Source organism: Marinomonas gallaica (assembly GCF_001639745.1).
Lineage (GTDB): Bacteria > Pseudomonadota > Gammaproteobacteria > Pseudomonadales > Marinomonadaceae > Marinomonas > Marinomonas gallaica.
The window spans coordinates 336,934-359,280 of record NZ_LTAX01000001.1 but is presented as its reverse complement, the minus strand read 5'-3'; the positions used below and the strand labels follow the sequence as shown (position 1 = coordinate 359,280).

Sequence of the window (22,347 nt, the reverse complement as noted above, 5' to 3'; positions counted from 1 at the left end):
CAATGCGGCCGCCTCTTTATTGCTATATGAGGGTTGAAAGATGGTTATCGACTGGTTACCTTCTGTTCTTATTGTTGTACTGCTTGCTTTAGGTGTTATCGGCGCGTTACGCCGTGTCAGTCTATGGCGTGCAGGCCAACCTGAAAAAGTCAATCTCATCGCTGGTCTGCTAGCGATGCCCGGACGCTACCTTAAAGATTTGCACCACGTAGTTGAGCGCGACAAATATATGTCACGTACACACGTTGCAACGGGTGGTGGTTTCGTTCTTTCTATGGTGCTTGTGCTGATCGTGCATGTATTCAATGTTCAACAACAAATTGTTGCTTGGGCGTTGATTGGTGCGTTGCTGATTATGCTGACAGGTGCGTTCTTTGTTTTCAAACGTCGTCTTAATCCACCTGAGCGCCTGTCAAAAGGGCCTTGGATGCGCTTGCCGAAAAGTTTGATTATTTACTCGCTTACTTTCATCGTTTTGACCCTACCAGCGGCGGGCATTTTGCCAGACGCTTCAGGCAGTGTCTTAATGATCGCTGTATTGAGTGTTGGTATTGTCATCGGCCTTGGCGAACTGTTGTTCGGTATGGGCTGGGGTGGACCAATGAAACACGCCTTCGCAGGTGCACTTCATTTAGCATTCCATCGGCGCTCAGAGCGTTTTGGCGGTGGCCGTTCTACAGGTCTTAAGCCGGTAAACCTTGATGGTGATGTACTTGGTGTTGCTAAACCGAGTGATTTCAAATGGAATCAGCTACTTGGTTTTGATGCGTGTGTACAGTGTGGTAAATGTCAGGCGATGTGTCCTGCCTTTGCTGCGGGTCAACCATTGAACCCGAAAAAGCTTATTCAAGACATGGTTGTTGGTCTTGCTGGTGGTACGGATGCGAACTACGCAGGTAGTCCTTACCCAGGTAAAGAAGTAGGCAACGCAAAAGGTGGTCCGAATGAGATTATCACTGCGGGTCTTGTGAGCCAAGAAACACTATGGTCATGTACGACTTGTCGTGCCTGTGTTGAAGAGTGTCCGATGATGATTGAGCATGTTGATGCGATCGTTGATATGCGCCGTTTCCTTACTATGGAAAAAGGTGAGACACCAAACAAAGGTTCAGAAGTACTTGAGAATATTATCGCTACAGATAACCCAGGGGGTTATGCTCCAGGTAGTCGTACTAACTGGGCGGCCGACCAAAATCTAGCGGTAATGAAAGAGAAAAAAGAAACCGACGTATTGTTCTGGGTCTCTGACGGTGCATTTGATATGCGGAGTCAGCGTATCCTTCGTGCGTTCGTTAAACTAATGAAGCATGCAAATGTTGATGTTGCAATTCTAGGTGATGAAGAGCGAGACAGTGGTGATGTGGCACGTCGTTTAGGTGATGATGCAACTTTCCAAAGCCTTGCGCAGCGTAACCTAGCAACGCTTGGTCAGTACAAGTTTAAGAAAATTGTGACAACCGATCCACACGCTTACCATTGTCTACGTAATGAATACGCTGACTTTGATAAAGAGGGTGCATTGGAAGGTGTTGAAGTTTTGCACCATACTACATTCTTAAATCAACTGGTTCAGTCTGGAGCCTTGAAGCTTGATGCGTTCAAGGGTGGCAAAGTAACTTATCATGATCCTTGTTATTTAGGGCGTTATAACGGTGAGTACGAAGCGCCACGTGAGCTCTTGCGTTCTTTGGGTATCGAAATCGCTGAGATGGAACGCTCTGGTTTCCGTTCACGCTGTTGTGGCGGTGGCGGTGGTGCTCCAATCACGGATATTCCAGGTGAACGTCGTATTGCTGATATGCGTATGGAAGATGCGAGCACAACGGGTGCTGAGTTAGTAGCCGTAGGTTGTCAGCAATGTACTGCCATGCTTGAAGGTGTTGTTGAGCCTCGTCCAGTGGTCAAAGACATCTCTGAAATCCTAGTGGATCAATTAGCTGAGGAGGTTCACTAATGAGTGACATCATTCGTCGTGACCCGCGTGCAGAGTGGATTATTCGTAACCGCCTGCACCCACTACATGATCAATACGCAAACCAAGAAGAGGGCGGCGAAGTTCGTGGCCCTTCAGGTTTGCTCCGTAAATTCCCACATAAAGTTGGGTTTATCGGACCGAATGGCATTAAGCGTATTGACCGTTTAAAAGGTAACTCATCTGCACCGAAAGGGAAGCGTTCATCCGCTGCTCAAGAGGTTCAATTGCCTCTGCACAAAGTGGATAGCCCTGAGTACTACATCATGGTTGTCGCGGATCTAGTGGGTGGTCGTTTGACTGGTCACGATAAAGATATTTTAGGTCTTGCGCATAAATTGATTGCAGAGCAAGGCGGTAATGGCGCCGTCGTTGCTGTGTGTTTCGGTGAGGTAAAAGAAGAGCATTTCGATACAGCGGGCGTTGACCGCCTATTGCATATCGATGGTGAAGCGTTTGAAGGTTATTCGCCTGAAGCTCGTGTACAAGCATTGGCTCAAGTAGAGGCTCAATACCCAGTTAAGCACTGGTTGTTCCCTGACAGTATTCATGGTGGTTGTGATCTTGCTTCTCGTTTAGCGGCTCGTCTAGGTGAGCGCCCTGCGACACAAGCTTGGCAAGTAAATGCTGAGCAGACAGTAAGCCGTGGCGCTTCTGCTAGCTTAGATATAACGCGCAAGACACCAAAAATACTTATGCTTCTTGAAGAGTGTGCGGATGCAATTGACGAGACGCGTCATGAAGCAACACCGATTACGTTGGACGGCGTTTCTGTGTCTGCGCCAACGATTCAAGACCAAGGTCTTATGGACGTCGATCCAAATGCGATCCCAATGGCTGAAGCCGAGTTTATATTATCGGCTGGTAATGGTATCCATAACTGGGATCAATTCCACGATGCCGCGAAAGTGTTGGGTGCGACAGAAGGTGCTAGTCGTGTGGCGGTAGACGATGGCTTCATGCCTCGTTCACGTCAGGTTGGTGCTACTGGTACGTGGGTAACGGCACGGGTTTACATCGCTGTTGGTATCTCTGGCGCGATTCAGCACATGCAAGGTATTGGTCAAGTAGATAAAGTAGTTGCGATCAATACGGACGCTGGTTGTGACATGGTAAAACGCGCCGCGCTAAGTGTTATTGGTGACAGTGAAGAGATTCTTAGTGAGTTGATGAAACTGGCTGCTGAGCACAAAAACACAAGTGTAAGTGATCAAGCAGAGGAGGACAGTCATGCCGCATAAAGTGATTTCTTTAATCTCGGTAGGTCGTCACCCTCAGTCTGGTCGCTCTCGTCGTGCGGACCAAGATAGTAGGGCTGTTGAGTTAGGCCTTAAGTTAGCTGGCACTGATTTAGACGTCGTTCATGCCGGTTCTTCGCAGGAGCCTGTGCTTCGTCAATATGCCGGCATGGGGCTTCCAAAAGTCACAGTGCTTGAACAAGACGAAAGTGCCGACGCATTAGTATCTATTGCTGATTACTTAAAAAGCGAAAAAGCCGACATCGTTTTAACGGGTGTTCGTGCAGAGAGTGGAGAGTCATCAGGTATGACGCCTTACATTCTTTCAGAGCAGCTAGGTTGGCCGATTGTTGCACGCGTTGCTGACATCGTTGACATTAAAGAGGGTGAGGCTCAAGTGTTACTTGCGCTTCCTCGTGGTCAACGTCGTCAAGTAACCGTCAAGCTTCCTTTTATTGCGTCCATTGATAATGCTGCTGAAGCAGCACGACAAAGTGCGTTTGGCCCAGGTCTACGCGCTAAGATGGATAGCCAAAAGGGTTCTACAGTTGAAGATTCTGTTCGTGTGGATTGGAGCGAAGCGCCTGCTAAAGCGCGTCCAAAGCGTCTGAAGATTGTGAAAGCGAAAACCGCTGCCGATCGTTTTAAAGCGGCTACTGCAAAACCACAAGGCGGTTCTGGTAAGGTGATGAAGAATGAGTCTGCGCAAGAGCAAGCGCAAGCTATATTTGATCTTCTTATAGAAGAAAAAGTTATTCGATAGAGTGGCTTTATTATAAAGAGGGGGGGTTAACAGCTGTTAATCCCCCCTTTTTTGAGTTACATTCCCTATCCTGTTATTTCAAGTTTCTATGATTAAGGCTGTTTCTTATGATGATTGTCGATTTGATTGATGAAGTTGACTTCAAAGAGAAAATGCTTGGCGTGGGTGCCCCAGTAAAAGATTGCCAAACCCTTGAAGAAGTGGATAGTGCTTTGAAGGTTTGGGCTAATGATGCGCCGCAAAATATATCAGTGATACAAAGTGCTTGCAGTGAGCTTGAGGCGACTGGTGCAACAATCCTTCCAGATGTTCACGTTGTTATAAAAAACTTTTTGAAAATACCGAGCTAGTATTGCTTTCAATAAGCTTTTTCTTATGTTTCCCTAAAGCATATTAGCTAGTGTCTAGTATGCTTTAGTCTTTATATTGTGCAAATATAACCTCTTGTTTTAGCGCGTTAATTTAGAGCGTTTTTGATAATTTAGTGTGCTCCATTATGGCTCGCCTGAGCTAATATCATGCAGATGTAAAGAATCTGTCTTGGTCTTCTGTTTTATTTCTATGCCTAAAATCAATGCTTGTCGTGTCTGGTCATAATGCGTTCAAAGCCTGTCGCCTTTAGGCACCAAATGCGCAAATAGTCGTCGTACTATCATAAGACGGTGCAAAAAATGTGCGTCCGAAAAAGATAGGCACTGACCTATCAAAAGATTTATAGTGTTAGACCAAAACAATGACTGTTCACCTAGGCTGGATTTCTGGCGAGTCTAGGTGAGCGGTTGCTGACTTAAACTAGGTGGAGTAACAGAATGGACCAAAAAACTAAAAAACGTCCTAAGTCGTCGGATTATACGTCCGACTACAAAGCGGGGCAGGATAACGTCCAAATCCTCGGTATGGATGTCAACAACCCAGTATTTACTACAAGTGCTGTGGCGATCATTGCCTTTATTGCTTTTGCTTTGATTTTCCCTGGTCAAGCTAAAGACTGGATGGTGGGTGCGCGTGGTTGGTCAATCGAGACGTTTGATTGGTTGTTTATGATTGGCGGTAACATCTTCGTGTTGTTCTGTCTTGCGTTGATTGTTTTGCCGGTTGGTAAAATTCGTCTTGGTGGTAATGAGGCGCGTCCAGAATTCTCCACTATGTCTTGGTTCTCCATGTTATTCGCGGCTGGTATGGGTATCGGCTTGATGTTCTGGAGTGTGGCTGAGCCAGTTGCATACTACACAGACTGGTGGGGTACTCCTCTAAATGTAGAAGCAAACACACCAGAAGCGGCTTCTGCTGCGATGGGCGCAGTAATGTTCCACTGGGGTTTACACCCATGGGCAATTTACGGTGTTGTTGCGCTAGCGTTAGCGTTCTTCTCGTTTAACAAAGGTCTTCCGCTTACCATTCGTTCAGCTTTTTACCCTCTATTGGGTGAGCGCTGCTGGGGTCCTATTGGTCACTGTATTGATATCATTGCTGTTATTGCGACGATCTTCGGTTTAGCGACTTCTTTAGGTCTAGGTGCGTCTCAGGCTGCTGGTGGTTTAAGCTTCCTGTTTGGTATTGAGAACAATATCTCTACTCAGATCGGAATCATCATCGTTGTAACAAGTATTGCCGTTGTTTCTGTAATGCGTGGTCTTGATGGTGGCGTTAAAGTACTAAGTAACATCAATATGATCCTTGCGGGCATATTGGTACTGTTTGTTGCTATCTTTGGCTCAATTACTGGTTTCTTTGGCCATATTTTCAGCACAACTGTTTCTTACGCGGAATACATCTTCCCTCTAAGTAACTGGATTGGTCGTGATGACAATAAATTCTACGAAGGTTGGACTGTGTTCTACTGGGCTTGGTGGATTAGTTGGTCTCCATTCGTAGGTATGTTCATTGCACGTGTATCGAAAGGTCGTACTGTTCGTGAGTTTATGATCGCGGTATTACTTGTACCAACAGTTGTTTCCATCATCTGGATGTCTGCATTCGGTGGTCAAGCGCTTGACCAAGTACAAGGTGGCGTAGGTCAACTTGCTGGTGGTCTAGGTGACGTATCTAGCGCTATGTTCCAGATGCTTGAGAACTTGCCTCTGCAAACATTGACTTCGATTGTTGCCATTATTCTTGTATTGGTGTTCTTCATTACCTCTTCGGACTCAGGTTCATTGGTAATCGACTCTATTGCCGCTGGCGGTAAAGTTGAGACGCCTGTGCCACAGCGTATTTTCTGGGCGACTATGGTCGGTCTGATCGCTGGTGTATTATTGTTCGGTGGTGGCTCAGAGGCTCTAAGCTCTCTACAGGCTGGTGCTGTAACAACGGGTCTACCGTTTACCGTAATCCTTCTGTTGATGTGTGTGAGCATCTACAAAGGTCTACGTTCAGAGTTGAACTAATCCAATTATATTGATTAATTAGGTTAGCTTTAAATAAGAGCCGCACTAGCAAATGTTAGTGCGGTTTTTTTTGTAAGATTTTTGTATAAATCCATAAAAATAACTTCAAATGCTGGAGTAATTGAAGTGAATGCATAATACTCTGCAGCGCGATTATGGTGACCTCTTTTAGAGTAGCTAAGATGCTAATATAAAAATCTTATTTGAATGGAATTCAAGGAAAATATTATGAAAAAAGTTATTTTGTCTGCAATGCTAGCAACGGCGTCTGTTTCTTCTTTTGCTGCATACGGTCCAGCGGGTTGTGGACTAGGTACAGAAGTTGTATTCCAAAATGCGGACGAGTGGCATGAGCACGTTCTTGCTGCAACTACAAACGGAACTTCCGGTAACCAAACTTTTGGTATGACTTCAGGTACGCTAGGTTGTGATGTTCCTGATGCTCCTTTGGCTGGTGGTGTAGCGATGTTTATTAATGACAACCTAGAGCCTTTGGCAGTAGATTCTGCAAAAGGTGACGGCGAAACATTGAATGCATTAGCAGATTTGATTGGTGTTCAAGGTAATGACAAAGCGTCGTTCAACCAAGTAATGCAGTCGAACTTTGATACTATCTTTGCGTCAGCAGAGGTGACTCCTGAAACAGCTTACCAAGATATCGTGACAGTGATGGAGAAATCTCCAGAGCTAGCTAAATACCTAGGCTAAGAGTTGTTGATTAGTTAATTTATGAAAGAGCGGGCTAGCCCGCTCTTTTTGTTTAAACGGATTTTTATGCGATCACTAGCGTTTTTTTCCTGTCTCGCTATTGGGGCGACGTTTCCCCAAGCACATGCTGCTGAAGACAGCGTGTTGTCTTCTTTAGCACAAGATCCTCAGTGGCTTAGTATGCTCCATTACGACAAAATTGGTGTTGTAAAGCAAGTCGGTAGTCAAATAGAAGATCCAAACTTTTTTCTCTCTTCGGAAGGTCAGATTTCGGCTAAAGCTGAGCTGTTGGCAACATATAAAGCTTTTACGTCAAAGCTTTCTGTGCAAAACCCCAATGAATCTGCTCAATGTCGTTTTCCTGGGCGCTTAGCTTGGTTGCAGGCTAAGCTTCCAGGTCGTGATTGGGTTGAACGTTCATGCTCTGACTTTGAAGAATGGCGCCTTCAGTTAGATGCAGAAAAGATCTTTCTTGTATTCCCTGCCGCGTACCTTAACAGTCCCTCCTCCATGTATGGGCATACACTGTTTCGTGTAAAAAAGCGTGGCAACGAAACTCCATTGTTAGATTACGCGGTTAATTACGCAGCCAATACTGATCCTGAAGATAATCAGTTGGTCTTCAGTTATAAGGGCCTTACTGGGGGCTATCCTGGTGTCCTATCCGTGATGCCTTATTACCAGAAAGTTAAAGAGTATAATTTCTTAGAAAATCGTGACATTTGGGAATATGAGCTTTCTCTTACGCCTTCAGAGGTTGATCAATTTGTGCGGCACATTTGGGAAATGAAAGGGACGTCAATGCCTTATTATTTCTTTTCACAAAATTGCTCCTATCAATTGTTGACGATGCTTGATGCTGCCAGTCCGCGTTTGAATCTTGCTTCACAGTTTTCTATCTGGGCTATCCCTGCAGATACGGTACGTGAAATGAAGCGTCAAGGTGTGCTTGATGAGGCGAATTACCGTCCATCCACCCTCAACAAAATTCAGAATATGTTAGCGCAAGTGTCTCCTAAGCAAATCGAATTAGCGAAAAATTTGGTGGAACCTGAGACTTTAGATTTATCGCAATTAAACCAATTGAGTGTTGTGCAGCAAGCGCAAACATTAGATGTGGCATACGAATACAGTCGTTATCTGTCGGCACGGAAAAAATCAACACTTAGCCATCTTAGTAGCCGCTCAATCAAGCTTCTCTCTTTGCGTAGCAAGCTTGCAGTACCCAAAGTATTTGAGGTCGTAGAGCCGCCTCTCATTCGTGATGATCAGGGGCATGAAACAGCTAGAGTTGGTGTGGCTGCAGAATCTAGAGATGGTCGGAGTTATGGGATATTGGATTACCGGCCTTCATACCATGATGTGTTGGATCCAAAGGGTGGGTATCTAACAGGTGCTGAGCTTTCGATGTTTGGTGGTTCGTTGCGTTGGAGTGATTCCGAACAGCTTCAGGTAAACCATTTTAATTTCGTAAATATTCATTCTATGGCTCCTAGAAACGCTCTGATGTTGCCAAAATCTTGGCATGTGAACGCCAGCCTTATACGTGATATTACGCTTGAGGATAATTTGGTGTTTCGTCTGAAGGGTGGGGCTGGGGTGACGCAACAAATTGGCCAGAACTCATTGTTAGCTTTTTTTTGGAATGGTAGTGCGTCGGCTGATAATGACTATCACGATGGATACCAACTTGAAACAGGGCCGCAGATAAAATGGATTTGGAATGGAGACGTTTCCAATTTGTCTACCAGTTACCAGTACTTGTTTGATGTAAACCGACATAATGCTGAACGACAGGAGGTTAAAGTGGAATATTCTCATACGATTGCTAAGGATTGGCAATGGCGAGCGGGTGGGCAATATAGCAAAACTCGTGATGATGAGTGGGGCGTTACGCAATTATCTGTTTTCCATTATTTCTAATCTATCATTTTAGTCTTATAGAAGTGAGCCACAAAAAAAGCCAGCTTAAAGCTGGCTTTTTAATTTAGGGTAAAACCTTATTATTTCTTAAGGTTCTTTTGAATAGTATCTGTGTACCATTCTAGGAAGTTCATAACACCGAACTCGTAAGTTTCAGAGTATGGACCAGGCTGGTAACCTACAGAGTTAATCCCCAATTGGTTTTGCTCACCCAGTACACGGTCTTGGTCGTTAGTAGCATCCCAAACTTGACGTAGACGATCTGGATTGTAGTCTTCGCCTTCTACTGCGTCTTTGTGTACGAACCATTTAGTGGTCACCATAGACTCTTGAGCAGAGATTGGTAGAACACGGAACACGATGAAGTGATCAGACTGCATGTGGTTCCAAGAGTTCGGAAGGTGAAGGATACGCATAGAACCAAGCTCAGGGTTCTTGATGTTGCCTAGCATCTTCTTACAGCCGGCTTCACCATCAATCGTCATTACTTTTGTGCCTTTCTTCAAAGGCATACGAACGATGCGGTTACGCTTACCTGGGCCGTAGCTCTTGTGTTCGTGTGGAATACCTTCTGCATCCCATTTAGCAGACTGTTCTGCGTAATGGTCTAGGAAGTCTTGAGGTGCACGAGGGTCATTCGTGTCATCCCACTCTAAAATTGTGTTCAATAGTTCAGGGTGGCTACCTGCACAGTGGTAACACTCACGGTTGTTCTCAAGTACAAGTTTCCAGTTAGCTTTCTCGTACATGTTGGACTCAGCCGCTAACTTCGTGTTTTCCACGTCGTAAGGTGCCATGTACTCTTCAAGCGTTGCTAGGAACTCATCGAAGTCGCCTTCTGGTTCTTCTTTACCAAGAGAGACAAAGACGAATCCTCCCGCTGTTTTACAATGTGTTTTCTTCAGACCATGCTGAGACTTATCGAAGCCTTCTTGCATCTCTGTACCAGCAAATAGCAGGTTACCTTTAAGGTCGTACGTCCACTGGTGGTAAGGACATACTAAGTTTGCTACTTTGCCGCGGTGCTCAAGACATACGCGAGAGCCACGGTGACGACATGTATTGTGGAAAGCATTGACAGAACCATCTGCATCACGAATGACAAGGATTGGGTTTTGCGCAATTTCCACTGTGAAGTAATCGCCACGGTTTGGAATTTCGCTGGTCATACCAACGAATAGCCATTCCTTTTGGAACACTTCTTCCACATCAACGCGGAACATGTGAGGGTCGTTGTATAGTGGAGCATCCAACGAGTAATTGGCTGGGCGAGCCTCAAGCAATTTAGACATTTCTGTGCGAGCTTCTTGAACAGTCGCGTAACGCATGTTTAACAGATCATATTGATTCATTAGAGTGATCCTCAATAACAAAAGCCGAGTTGATGTTGTTTCCCTCGTCGGAGCAACATAGTTGGGAATTTTTATTATATTCCCTTTGTCGTTATAATAATGACGCTATCCTCACCTAAGTTAGGGTTTGCGAAATGACTAATTGCGACATACTCTCATACATAAATCGACTCTTCTTGCTACATCAGATAGTTAGCGCTATTTTCATGGCTTCAATGAGCAACTTGGTGTCGCAAAAGGTCAACTGAAATCCTAGCACTCGAACGACAATTGCTCAAATCGGTGAAACGTCAACGCCATCAAGAGAGAATAACCATGACAACTCCTCCAACAGTCGCATCCGCTGCAGACTACTTAGCACCAGTAAATACTCAAACTTGGGTAAATGGCCGTCATAACGTACGTTGTGTAAAGGTTATTGAAGAAGCTTGGGATGTGCGCACTTTCTGCTTTATGGCACAACAGCCAGTTATGTTCTTCTTTAAGCCAGGTCAATTTGTAACCTTAGAGCTTGAGATCGACAGTAAGCAAGTAATGCGCTCTTACACCATCTCTAGTGCACCATCTGTACCTTACAGTTTTTCCATTACTGTAAAGCGCGCACCTGGTGGTTTAGTATCTAACTGGTTGCATGACAACATGAAAGTGGGTGACGAACTAGCCGTTCACGGTCCAGTTGGTAACTTTAACTGTATCGATTTCCCTGCAGATAAAGTACTACTTCTATCTGGTGGTGTTGGTATCACGCCTGTTATGTCGATGGCGCGTTGGTGGTTTGACTCAAATGCCGAAGTTGATATGGTATTCATCCACAGTGCACGTACTCCTCGAGATCTAATTTACGCACGTGAATTAGATCACATGGCGTCTCGTGTTGATAATTTCAATCTTAACTTGATTGTTGAACGTGTAGAGAATGGTCAGGCATGGCATGGTTTCCGTGGTTATCTAGACGCAGTTAAGCTTGAGATGATTTCGCCTGATTTTATGGAGCGTGAAATTTTCTGTTGTGGACCTACACCATACATGAGCGCGATTAAGAAGCTTTTGAAAGAGAAAGGCTTCGACATGTCTCGTTACCATGAAGAAGCATTTGGTGCGACACCTACTGATGTTGAAGAAGAAGCGATTGAAAACGCAGAAGTGGCTCAAGAAGCAGCGGATGCAATCAATAGTGAAGACATGCATCGTGTAGAAGTGATTAGCTCAGGTATGACGATGAGTGTTCAAGTTGCTCCAGGTGAAACACTTCACAACGCAGCCGCTAAGCTTAACCTTCACATTCCTAAAGCTTGCGGTATGGGCATCTGTGGTACATGTAAAGTGATGATCAAAGAAGGCGATACACACATGGAAGCCAACGGTGGTATTACGGATGAGGACGTAGCAGCCGGTTACGTTCTTTCATGTTGTACAGTCGCGAAATCTGATGTTGTATTCGAATACTAATTACTAGTATTAAGGGCGCCCTATGGAAGCTGAGCAAATCGAGATAGCTGAATTCTTAGGGCGCTATCCTCCTTTTTCATTCTTACCTGAAAAAACACTGAATTTGGTGGCTGCTTCTTTGGAGATTAGCTACTACCGTCAAGGTGCTGATGTCTATAAATTTGGCGATGAGATTCATGATTTATGTTTTATTCGCAGTGGTTCTATAGAGATCTATCGGCGTAATGGTGTTCTCTACAATCGTTTAAGTGTTGGTGATGTATTTGGTCAGCTTGGTTTGCTGATGAATAATCGCATTCGTTTGCCATCGAGAGCGCTTGAAGATTCGTTAATTTATTTTGTTCCTGAAACCCTTTTTAACGAGTTGTGTGATAATTACGATGAGTTTGCTTACTTTGTTGAAGTAGACGACAAGCGTAAGATGAATAAAGAAATACAGCAGAAACGTGAAGAGAATGATCTTTCCAGTGTGAAAGTGTCTACGTTGATTGCTCGACCTCCTATTATGATTTCATCCGATGCCAGTATTCGCCAAGCTGCGTCGGTGATGACGGATGAATCCGTCTCGTCGTTACTGATTTACGATGAAATAGCCCCCGTTGAAGACTTCGGCGATAGTTTTAAACATTTGGTTGGCATACTAACCGATCGAGATTTGAGAACCCGCGTTGTCTCGCAGGGTGTCGATCTTGACAGTGCGGTATCTTCAGTGATGACGCAAACGCCTAAGACCTTGGATAAGGATACGTTTGTTTTTGAAGCGATGTTAATGATGTTGCGTTTTAATCTTCATCATTTGCCTATCGTAGAAAACAATGTCCCCATTGGTGTGATTGCGATTTCAGATATTGTTCGATATGAATCTAAAAATAGTCTGTATATCGTGGGGCTGATTCATCGACAACATTCTATTGAAGAATTAGTTCAAGTGTCTAAAGATGTTCCATCTTGCTTTGTTCGCATGGTGCGGCAGGAGTCTAGTGCTCAAATGGTCGGTAGTGCTATGTCGGTTATTGGGCGTAGTTTTAAGCAGCGCTTACTTGAGCTTGCCGAAGAGAAGCTTGGTCCACCACCCGTACCTTATTGCTTTTTGGCCCTCGGCTCTATGGCGCGTGATGAGCAGCTGTTGATTACCGATCAAGATAACGCCTTGATCTTGTCCAACGATTATAATCCCCGCCAGCATAATGAATATTTTGAAGCTTTAACGGAGTTTGTCTCAGAAGGTTTGGATAAATGTGGCTACCCTTACTGTACTGGTCGTATTATGGCGACCAACCCGCGCTGGCGAAAAACGATCAGTGAATGGCGTGAGTGCTTTGCAGATTGGATTGATGTGCCCAATCCTGATGCATTACTTAATAGTTCAGTGTTTTTTGATCTTGAAGGTGTTTGGGGTAAAACAGAATGGGCTGATGAGTTGTACCGGTTCATTGTCAATAGAGCCAAAAACTCGCCTAAGTTTCTTGCAAGCTTGTCTAGAAATGCCTTGCTCCGTACGCCACCATTAGGCTTCTTCAAAGAGTTTGTGATGGAAAAAGATGGTGAGCATCGTCGCACTATTAATTTGAAACGTCGAGGAACTGCCCCGTTAGTTGATCTAATTCGAGTCCATGCTTTGGCCGTAGGATCCACGTCGCGTAATTCAATAGATCGCCTTGATGACGTAATAAAATCAGGAATACTGCCTGATAAACGTGGTCAAGAACTTAAGTATGCATTGGAGTATCTGGCCATGGTTCGTATTAGGCACCAAGTAGAAGACGTTGAAGATGGGTCTGAGGTCGATAATAATATTGAACCTGATACGTTGTCTGACATCGAGCGACGCAACTTAAAAGAAGCGTTCAACGTGTTGAGCAATAGCCAACGTTTCCTCAAATATCGTTATCCATTTTCGTGAGTTACAATTATGGCTCGTGTTAGTGATGCATTTTCTTGGCATGAGTTTATTCGTCAAGAGACGGCCAGTGTTAACTCACCACTTCTTAAAAGCTTTTATGCCTCGCAAAACTTTTCAGAAGATCTCACTTTGGATCAAGCTGAGTTTGTTGCCCTAGATTTCGAAACGACGGGCCTTGACCCTAAAACAGACGAAATTGTCAGTATTGGTTTAGTGCCTTTTAATTTAAAGCGCATAAAAGTAGCGGAAGCAAAACATTGGATTGTTCGGCCTAAATGCAAATTAAGCGATGATTCGATTGTTATCCATGGTATTACCCATAGTGAGGTGTCGTCTGCTCCTCGTATTTCAGAAGTGCTAGAGCAAGTGCTCAAGGCCCTTGAAGGTAAGGTCGTTGTTGTTCATTACCAGTACATTGAACGGCAATTTTTGAACCGAGCAGTGGAGGGTGTGTTAGGAGAAGAACTTTGGTTTCCTATGTTAGATACCATGCGTTTAGAAGCGATGCTTTATCGTGATGGCTGGCGCACCAAATTAAAGCGATTGTTCGGCAGTAAGCTGGTTTCTATTCGTTTAGTAGACAGTCGTTTGCGGTATGGCTTGCCTCGCTATCATATGCACAGTGCGATGACGGATGCAATTGCTACTGCGGAGCTGTTGCAGGCTCAAATTCGCCATCGCTTTGATGAGTCAGTACGTGTGACAGACTTATGGCAGTAAAACAGTAGATAATAGTGTTGTTGCTCTTAAATGGTGTGAAAGGTGTTATTTTTTGGGCGATATGAAGCTTAATATGGCGAAAATGGTCTACAGTTAAGGTTGATCTGCATTAAAAGCGACTTCTTCTATCTCTAAGGTAGCGCTAGGGTGGTGTCGTTTTTTGTGTGGTATGTTTTAAATTTTGTCGTTTATGTGATATTTATAAGGCTCGGGTCAATTATTATACGGGTTCTGTTTCACGGCTTAGAATAGCCATATAATGAATAGAAAGTGAAGAGACGTTCACCCAACAGCTACTGTCGGTCCGTCATAATAAAAATGGTGTTTATAGCAATACTGGCCTGATAGTTGCTTACGCTATATATCACGTATAAGAGGGCACATTCATGGTCTCATCTTCCCCTACTACAGCGACTAGCAAGAAGAAAGTAACGCGAGTTGGTTTCTTGCTGCTAGATAATTTTACTATGATTGCGTTGGCTTCAGCTCTTGAGCCATTACGTATGGCCAATCAGCTGTACGGTGAGGAGCTGTATAACTGGCATATGATTTCCGAATCTGGCGAACCTGTCGTTGCCAGTGATGGATTAAGTTTATCAGCCGATACGTCAATCGCTGAATGTCCAGAACTGGATATGATTATTGTTGCCGGTGGTTTAGACATCACTCGCGGTTTTACTTCCAAGCAAGTGAGCTGGTTGCAACAAAGATCACGTAAAGGAATTACGTTAGGCAGTATATGTACAGGAGCGTACGTACTTGCTCATGCAGGCTTGTTGGATGGTTATAACTGCAGTGTTCATTGGGAGTGTATGACGGCTTTGCAAGAAAGCTTCCCTAAAGTTCGTTGTAATAATCGCCTTTTCTCAATGGATGAAAATCGCTTTACTGCGACCGGCGGTAGTGCACCACTAGATATGTTCCTGACCATTATTGCTCGAGAACATGGTGCGAAATTGTCTGGTGCAGTATCAGATATGTTTATATGTGATCGTATTCGTAGTGAATTTGATCAGCAACGTGTGCCATTGCGTCAGCTTAATAAGGGGGGTTGTAAGCCTAAATTGGTTGATGTGATTGAGTTGATGGAAAATAACTTAGAAGAGCCGATAGACCTTGATGAATTGGCCGCGTTTGTTGATGTGTCACGTCGTCAACTAGAGCGGATGTTCCATAAGTATTTAGATTGCTCTCCTTCACGTTACTACTTACGCCTTCGATTAGATCGAGCGAGACAGCTATTGAAACAATCTAGTATGTCTATTGTTGAGATATCGGCTGCGTGTGGCTTTATTTCAACGCCGCATTTTAGTCGCTGTTACCGTAAGCATTTAGGTATTTCTCCACGTGATGAGCGTAAAGTAGCTTGGATGGGAAATATTACCCCAGCTGAACAGAGTATGGGGAATTTGGTGTATATGCCGCATTCAGCGCATGCGCTAAACAATGCGCATTCAGAGCCTAGTTTTGGGTCTGTTGCAGTTGTTAATTGAGCATAGAGTTAAATAAAAAGGGAGCTAAATTAGCTCCCTTTTTTGTGCTCAAATTTTGTGAGCCTCTAACTCAAATTGCTTTGAGTTAGAGGTTAAAAAAGAGAGCTATAGTGATGCTAGGGCAGCATTAAAGGTGGCGCTTGGGCGCATTACTTTCCATAGTTGCTCTAGATCCATATGGTAGTAACCATCTAGATTAGCAGGTTTACCCTGTACAGCAGCTAACTCTTCAACAATCTTCGCTTCATTCTCAGTCAGAGTTTTAGCAAATGGTGCAAACTTAGCAGCTAGTTGCGCGTCTTCTGTTTGCGCTGCAAGTTCTTGTGCCCAATACATTGCAAGGTAGAAGTGGCTACCACGGTTATCAATATCACCAATTTTACGAGAAGGAGACTTGTTGTTGTCTAAAAGTTTGCCGGTCGCTTTATCAAGGGATTTCGCTAAAACTTTTGCTTTCTCGTTGTTTTGCTTAATACCGATTTCTTCAAATGATACAGCGGTTGCTAGGAATTCACCTAGAGAGTCCCAGCGTAGGTAGTTCTCTTCTTGAAGCTGTTGTACGTGTTTAGGTGCAGAACCACCTGCCCCTGTTTCGTACATACCGCCACCATTTAGCATCGGAACGATAGACAGCATTTTAGCAGAAGTACCTAATTCCATAATAGGGAATAGGTCTGTTAGGTAGTCACGTAAAACATTACCTGTGACAGAGATGGTGTCTTTACCACGGATGATGCGTTCCATAGAGAAGCGGATCGCTTCGTTGTAAGACATGATGCGGATGTCTAGACCTTCTAAATCGTGATCTTGAAGGTATCGTTCCACTTTCTTACGAAGCTCATTATCATGCGCACGCTCTTCATCTAACCAGAAGATAGCTGGTGTGTCGGAGTTGCGGGCACGAGTGACGCCTAATTTAACCCAATCTTTGATCGCAGCATCTTTTGTTTGGCATGCGCGCCAGATATCGCCTTTTTCAACATCGTGTTGCATTAGAACGTTGCCGTCTGTATCTACAACACGCATCAAGCCATCTTTCTTAGCTTCGAAAGTTTTGTCGTGTGAGCCGTACTCTTCTGCTTTTTGAGCCATCAAGCCAACGTTGGGAACAGTGCCCATTGTAGTTGGATCAAATGCGCCGTTTGTTTTACAGAAGTTAACAACTTCTTGATAAATTCGAGCGTAAGTAGACTCAGGCATAACGGCTTTAGTGTCTTTTGGCTTGCCATCACGGCCCCACATTTTGCCCGAGTTACGAATCATAGCCGGCATAGAAGCGTCAACAATGACATCAGAAGGAACGTGTAGGTTAGTAATGCCGCGAACAGAGTCAACCATGGCGATTTCTGGACGATGTTCATAGCAATCGTGGATTGCCTGAAGGATATCATCTTGTTGAGACTGAGGAAGTGTCTTAATTTTGTCGTAGACACTGCCAATACCGTTATTTGGATTCACACCGATTTTTTCAAATACATCGCCAAACTTATCCCAAACTTCTTTGTAGAAAACGGTAACAGCGTGACCAAACACAATAGGGTGAGAGATTTTCATCATGGTCGCTTTGACGTGTAGTGACCACATAATGCCAGCATCTTTTGCTTCTTGAAGAGACTCTTCAAAGAAGTCGCGAAGTTTGCTGGCGCTCATGCGCATGCCATCGAGTACTTCGCCTTCAAGTAAAGGTAGTGTTTTCTTAACGTCTACGTTGCCTTCTTGGTCAACAAACTCAATGCGTACGTCTTGAGCTTTGTCCATAGTCACAGATTGCTCAGACGAGAAGAAGTCGCCATCACGCATGTAATCAGCATGAGTTTGAGATGTCTTCAGCCATGCGCCCATAGAATGTGGGTGTTTGCGTGCGAATGCTTTTACAGCGGCTGGAGCGCGGCGATCAGAGTTACCTTGACGTAAAACAGGGTTTACTGCACTGCCAAGTAGCTTAGCGTAACGTGCTTGTACGGCTTTCTCTTCTTCAGATGCAGCTCTTTCTGGGTAGCTAGGGATGTCGTAGCCTTGTCCTTGAAGCTCTTTGATGGCTGCATTTAGCTGAGGAATAGAGGCTGAAATGTTTGGTAGCTTGATGAAGTTGGCTGTTGGTTCAGCGGTTAATTCACCTAGAAACGCTAAACCGTCTTCTACGCGTTGATCTTCTGGTAGGCGATCGGAAAAGGCCGCTAAAATACGGGCTGCTAATGAAATATCCGTAAGTTCTAGCTCGATGTCTGCTTCTTTCGCGAAAGAGCGAAAGATTGGCAGAAGAGAAGCCGTCGCTAGTGCCGGTGCTTCATCTGTCAACGTATAGTAAATCGTTTGTTTTGACATGTATTTCCCCTAACATTCTGGCTAGTTAGCCGTTTGGATAGAAGGTGACTTATGGCCGCCATTCTCTAAATCAAATCAAATTTGATTAAATTTTTGGTCATTATACTACCTCAATTAAGAGGTCGAGAAATATTGCCTAAGAATATAGTCAAGATTGATCTAAATGATTGTTATCAATCAAGGGGGGAAGGGAAAGAAGAAAATGTTGAATTGGCTTCTTTCCCTTGGTGTCGGAAGTGTAAAAAGAGGTTAGAAACGACCTTCAAGTTGCTTAAGCAAAGCTTTGCGTTTAAAGATCAGATGCCAGCGTCTTCCACCTACTTGTCGCCAAAGCATGGCTGCTCGAATGCCAGCCATTAAAATAGCGCGTACTTGGTGAGCTACATGAGATTGCTGTAAGAAACGGCTATCTCCGTGCACCTGAATACGAAACGATAACTTACTTAAAGTATCTTGGTACATTCCAGAAATGCCAGCGATCACATTTTCATGCATTACAGAGTCATAGTGCTCTAATTGACGCTCCAGCTGATTCAGTCGCTGACCGATTGCGGCTAGCATATCTGAGTCTTTGTGTAGCTTAGATTCAAGATGGATCATGCTTAACGCGTAGCGAATGGTATCGGGATTGACGGCGTCTTTGCCTTTGCCCATAACTTCTGTCGCAATGCGTCGCCCCAAAGCCAGGTTGCTCTGACAGTCAAATGGACCACCGTAGATATCCTCGGTCGTAGGGGCATTAACCATTAATATGCTACTGAGTATTGGTTCAGCATAGCTCTGATCTGTATTGCCTTTACGTGCTAGGTTGGCAACCAGCTCCGCGGCTTGGAAAATGGCCGCTAATGCAATGGCTTGTTCTTTTTCACTGTGCTGCATAGTGCGCTCCAAGCGAATAAAATGTCTTACTTGTTAAATGCAACATTGATGATGCCGCCGCCTAAACAATGTTCGCCAACATAGAAAACGACTGATTGGCCTGGGGTCACAGCTCTTTGAGGTTCTTTAAAACTGACCTCAATTCGACCATCAGCTAACTCAGTTAGCGTGCACTCTTGGTCCGGTTGACGGTAGCGACATTTGGCCATACAAGTTAATGGCATGTTTGGCTTATGGCGTGCTACCCAGTCAAACCCATCGGCGATCAGGTGCGTTTTAAACAATGATTCATGTTGACCGCCTTGAGTTACGACTAAAACATTGCGATTTAGGTCTTTTTCAACGACATACCATGGCTCGTCAGGGTAGTTTGATAAACCGCCAATGCCGAGCCCTTGGCGCTGGCCAATCGTGTGGTACATCAAGCCATGGTGCTTGCCGATGATATCACCATCAAGCGTTTCAATATTGCCCGGCTGTGCTGGCAGATATTGCTCAAGAAAATCTTTAAAGCGACGTTCGCCTATAAAGCAAATACCTGTACTGTCTTTCTTGTTGTGCGTCACAAGGTCAAATTCTTCGGCTAAGCGACGCACTTCGGGCTTTTCTAATTCGCCAACAGGGAAGAATGTGCGGCCAATTTCGTCTTTACCAACGGCGTACAAGAAGTAGCTTTGATCTTTGTTGTTATCAAGACCTTTTAGTAACACTGGTTCACCGTCTATTTCGCCTCGGCGAACGTAGTGCCCTGTCGCGATATAGTCCGCTCCAAGTTCAAGTGCGTATTCTAAAAATGCTTTAAACTTAATTTCTTTGTTACATAGAATGTCAGGGTTTGGCGTGCGACCCGCTTTGTACTCTTCGAGGAAATGTTCAAAGACATTGTCCCAGTATTCTGCAGCGAAGTTGGCAGTGTGAAGATGAATGCCTAATTTATCACAGACGGCTTGAGCATCGGCTAAGTCATCTTTCGCTGTGCAGTATTCAGTGCCGTCATCTTCGTCCCAGTTCTTCATAAATAAGCCTTCGACTTTATAGCCTTGCTGTTGCAGAAGAAGTGCGGAAACTGATGAATCAACACCGCCGGACATGCCAACGATGACTTTAATCGATGCGTTTGGGTTCTCTGTACTCATGGGTTCTCTCTAATAGTGGGAACGGGGTAAAGGCCCGTCATTAGAATAAGGGCGTATTGTAACGGATCACGCGCTTGAGGTCTTTAGCTCGGGAAAATGTGCCTGTTATTGATGCCGTCAATTGCGAGTGATTGGCCGCGTTCATAATCGTTTATGCATTGCATAATCAAAGGGCTACGTTGTTTGCGAGCTACAATGTCATCTTTTGTTAGCCAGTTTGATTCAATAATATCATCGTCGAGTGCCATATCGACTTGGTGTATCGGCTTACAAATAAAACATACACGATGATACGTATCCGCACCTGTGAAGGGTGTAAAAGCATACATTCCTAAAATGGCTTCAGGCTCTACTTGCCAACCGGACTCTTCTAGGGTTTCTCGAATAACCGCTTGTTGCAGAGACTCACCGTTTTCCACGTGACCGGCTGGCTGGTTGATGACGATCTCTCCGTCCTGAGTCTCGGTGACCATTAGATAGCGATTGTGTTGATCTACTACTAGGGCTGCGACGGTTAGGTGAGGGAGTCTTTCTCGCTTTTTCTCGTTCAAATTGAGTTACCTGCTCATCAAGTTCTGTTGTAGGTTCGGTAATAAGATATTGTCCAGGTGTAAGATTTTCAACACTGTAAGGGCCTATTGCAGCACGAATCAGGCGAAGTGTCGGGAAGCCAACGTGGGCTGTCATACGTCTGACTTGACGGTTTTTGCCCTCTGTTATTTTAAGTTCAATCCAGCTGGTTGGGATATTGGCGCGTTCGCGAATAGGGGGGACTCGTTCCCATATGTTAGGCGAAGCGATCTTGCGACACTCAGCTGGCTTAGTCATACCATCTTTTAACTCGACACCTGCTTGAAGTGCTTTGATGGCATCATCATTAATATCGCCTTCCACCTGCACCCAATAGGTCTTAGACATTTTGAATTTTGGAGAGGCGATCAAATGTTGTAAAGGGCCTTGGTCAGTCAGTAATAGCAGCCCCTCAGAGTCATAGTCTAGACGGCCAGCAGGGTAAACTGCTGGGATATCGACATAGCGAGCGAGTGTGTCTTTACCTCCATCAGAAGTGAATTGACTGAGGACTTGGAAAGGCTTGTTTAGTAGCAAAAGCATGGCAAGGGACACTTAAAACGAAAGTTTAGGATGCAATAAAGCACCTCTGGAACTGCTGATCATACCAGAGGTGTTTGAATAGTTAAGATGTCTAGTGCTATTTCAAATGCCGTTAAGCTGATTCTGTGATGCTTTCCTCAACGTTGGCTCCGCTTTCAACTGGGGTAATTTCAATGGCGTGTAAGCCTCGTTTACCAGGAGAGACGTCAAATGTTACGGTTTGACCTGCCTTTAGGGTTTTGTAACCTTCAACATTGATCGCTGAATAGTGGATGAACAAATCTTCGTCGAAACTGTCAGATACAATAAAGCCGTACCCTTTTGCGTTATTAAACCATTTAACGGATCCACGATGCATGAGTCACTCCTTCAATACTCTGTAGGCTCGATTAGCCGAACCGCAAATAAACGCTGTTAATGAATTCGGTTTGATATATGTGATTAAAGATCTGTTAAACTCACTTTCATGATTTCAATAGGGTTTAATTGTGTGACTTTTGACCACATATTACTTGAGAGTAGAACTCTATTGTGGATTTGTAAAATTCTTATTGTTTTCCACTTTCTGGGTTACTAGGGATTGAGGAAATGCTAATTAACGTGAATATTTGTAGTGTTTGAGGTCCGAGATGTTTGCATCGAAGCAAATTAGTCTAAGTTTAGAGGACGATGATAACGGTCACTCGTCGGTTGCTATCGCACCAGATGAAACTGATCTTCAGCCGCCGTCTATGTATCAGGTGGTTTTATTTAACGATGACTATACGCCAATGGATTTTGTCGTATTTATTCTTCAGCGCTTTTTCAATATGGATTCAGAAAAAGCACAGCATGTAATGATGGAAGTACATACCAAGGGTAAAGGTGTTTGTGGCATTTACCCCTTTGGTATTGCGGAAACTAAAGTAGCTATGGTGCAGCAGTTTTCAGAGCAAAACGAGCACCCCCTAATGTGCGACTTGCAAAAAGTCGACTGATTTTTAGTG

General features: G+C 44.4%; 19 protein-coding genes. 12 read left to right on the top strand and 7 right to left on the bottom strand.

The window, feature by feature from the left end:
• The first annotated feature begins 40 nt into the window (after nucleotides 1-40).
• The 7 genes from AYW76_RS01680 to AYW76_RS01650 all read left to right on the top strand — a co-directional run bounded on the left by AYW76_RS01680 (nucleotide 41) and on the right by AYW76_RS01650 (nucleotide 8,991).
• Nucleotides 41-1,954 carry a (Fe-S)-binding protein gene (locus AYW76_RS01680; protein ID WP_067034635.1) on the top strand — a complete coding sequence of 638 codons (1,914 nt, stop codon included), beginning with the start codon at nucleotides 41-43 and terminating at the stop codon, nucleotides 1,952-1,954.
• Entirely contained in the window at nucleotides 1,954-3,213 is a 1,260-nt protein-coding gene (etfA, locus tag AYW76_RS01675; RefSeq protein WP_067214953.1) for an electron transfer flavoprotein subunit alpha, read from the top strand. Before AYW76_RS01680 ends, etfA begins: the two co-directional genes overlap by 1 nt.
• Nucleotides 3,203-3,973, top strand: a complete 771-nt coding sequence (etfB, locus tag AYW76_RS01670; protein ID WP_067034631.1) for an electron transfer flavoprotein subunit beta — start codon at nucleotides 3,203-3,205, stop codon at nucleotides 3,971-3,973. The genes etfA and etfB overlap by 11 nt, the downstream gene beginning before the upstream one ends.
• 107 nt (nucleotides 3,974-4,080) lie before the next feature.
• Nucleotides 4,081-4,323, top strand: coding sequence for a hypothetical protein (locus AYW76_RS01665; RefSeq protein ID WP_067214951.1), 243 nt, complete (start codon nucleotides 4,081-4,083; stop codon nucleotides 4,321-4,323).
• Between the two features lie 459 nt (nucleotides 4,324-4,782).
• Nucleotides 4,783-6,360, top strand: coding sequence for a BCCT family transporter (locus AYW76_RS01660; protein WP_067214948.1), 1,578 nt, complete (start codon nucleotides 4,783-4,785; stop codon nucleotides 6,358-6,360).
• Between the two features lie 228 nt (nucleotides 6,361-6,588).
• Nucleotides 6,589-7,068, top strand: a complete 480-nt coding sequence (locus AYW76_RS01655; RefSeq protein WP_067214946.1) for a DUF3015 domain-containing protein — start codon at nucleotides 6,589-6,591, stop codon at nucleotides 7,066-7,068.
• Nucleotides 7,069-7,134: 66 nt separating this feature from the next.
• Complete coding sequence (locus AYW76_RS01650) at nucleotides 7,135-8,991, top strand: Lnb N-terminal periplasmic domain-containing protein (protein WP_197467745.1); 1,857 nt, start codon at nucleotides 7,135-7,137, stop codon at nucleotides 8,989-8,991.
• 80 nt (nucleotides 8,992-9,071) lie between these two features.
• Here the strand turns inward: AYW76_RS01650 and AYW76_RS01645 are convergent, their stop codons facing one another.
• A complete protein-coding gene (locus tag AYW76_RS01645; protein ID WP_067214942.1) occupies nucleotides 9,072-10,343 on the bottom strand; it encodes an aromatic ring-hydroxylating oxygenase subunit alpha in 1,272 nt (423 codons plus the stop codon).
• 315 nt (nucleotides 10,344-10,658) lie between these two features.
• Between AYW76_RS01645 and AYW76_RS01640 the strand changes: the two genes are divergently transcribed.
• From AYW76_RS01640 to gbdR, 4 genes are all read left to right on the top strand, one after another.
• On the top strand, nucleotides 10,659-11,792 hold the full coding sequence (locus AYW76_RS01640; RefSeq protein ID WP_067214939.1) for a hybrid-cluster NAD(P)-dependent oxidoreductase: 1,134 nt from the start codon (nucleotides 10,659-10,661) through the stop codon (nucleotides 11,790-11,792).
• Between the two features lie 22 nt (nucleotides 11,793-11,814).
• On the top strand, nucleotides 11,815-13,695 hold the full coding sequence (locus tag AYW76_RS01635; protein WP_067214937.1) for a DUF294 nucleotidyltransferase-like domain-containing protein: 1,881 nt from the start codon (nucleotides 11,815-11,817) through the stop codon (nucleotides 13,693-13,695).
• Between the two features lie 9 nt (nucleotides 13,696-13,704).
• Entirely contained in the window at nucleotides 13,705-14,415 is a 711-nt protein-coding gene (locus AYW76_RS01630; protein ID WP_067214934.1) for a 3'-5' exonuclease, read from the top strand.
• Nucleotides 14,416-14,801: 386 nt separating this feature from the next.
• The gene (gbdR, locus tag AYW76_RS01625; RefSeq protein ID WP_067214932.1) at nucleotides 14,802-15,908 is read left to right on the top strand and encodes a choline metabolism transcriptional regulator GbdR; all 1,107 of its coding nucleotides are present in this window, start codon (nucleotides 14,802-14,804) and stop codon (nucleotides 15,906-15,908) included.
• A gap of 105 nt (nucleotides 15,909-16,013) precedes the next feature.
• Here the strand turns inward: gbdR and AYW76_RS01620 are convergent, their stop codons facing one another.
• The 6 genes from AYW76_RS01620 to AYW76_RS01600 form a co-directional block, all read right to left on the bottom strand.
• A complete protein-coding gene (locus AYW76_RS01620) occupies nucleotides 16,014-18,233 on the bottom strand; it encodes an NADP-dependent isocitrate dehydrogenase (protein ID WP_067214929.1) in 2,220 nt (739 codons plus the stop codon).
• A 249-nt stretch (nucleotides 18,234-18,482) separates the two neighbouring features.
• The gene (gene hflD / locus AYW76_RS01615) at nucleotides 18,483-19,112 is read right to left on the bottom strand and encodes a high frequency lysogenization protein HflD (RefSeq protein ID WP_067034593.1); all 630 of its coding nucleotides are present in this window, start codon (nucleotides 19,110-19,112) and stop codon (nucleotides 18,483-18,485) included.
• A gap of 26 nt (nucleotides 19,113-19,138) precedes the next feature.
• The gene (mnmA, locus tag AYW76_RS01610; RefSeq protein WP_067034591.1) at nucleotides 19,139-20,248 is read right to left on the bottom strand and encodes a tRNA 2-thiouridine(34) synthase MnmA; all 1,110 of its coding nucleotides are present in this window, start codon (nucleotides 20,246-20,248) and stop codon (nucleotides 19,139-19,141) included.
• A gap of 83 nt (nucleotides 20,249-20,331) precedes the next feature.
• The gene (locus AYW76_RS01605; protein ID WP_082866053.1) at nucleotides 20,332-20,721 is read right to left on the bottom strand and encodes an NUDIX domain-containing protein; all 390 of its coding nucleotides are present in this window, start codon (nucleotides 20,719-20,721) and stop codon (nucleotides 20,332-20,334) included.
• Nucleotides 20,654-21,361 (bottom strand): pseudouridine synthase, encoded by a 708-nt coding sequence (locus AYW76_RS18895; RefSeq protein WP_082866052.1) that lies wholly within the window; start codon nucleotides 21,359-21,361, stop codon nucleotides 20,654-20,656. The genes AYW76_RS01605 and AYW76_RS18895 overlap by 68 nt, the downstream gene beginning before the upstream one ends.
• Nucleotides 21,362-21,473: 112 nt before the next feature.
• Nucleotides 21,474-21,719 (bottom strand): cold shock domain-containing protein, encoded by a 246-nt coding sequence (locus AYW76_RS01600; protein WP_067034587.1) that lies wholly within the window; start codon nucleotides 21,717-21,719, stop codon nucleotides 21,474-21,476.
• Nucleotides 21,720-21,990: 271 nt separating this feature from the next.
• On the opposite strand from AYW76_RS01600, the gene clpS reads away from it, so the two are divergent.
• Nucleotides 21,991-22,338 carry an ATP-dependent Clp protease adapter ClpS gene (gene clpS / locus AYW76_RS01595; protein WP_082866051.1) on the top strand — a complete coding sequence of 116 codons (348 nt, stop codon included), beginning with the start codon at nucleotides 21,991-21,993 and terminating at the stop codon, nucleotides 22,336-22,338.
• Nucleotides 22,339-22,347: the final 9 nt, after the last annotated feature.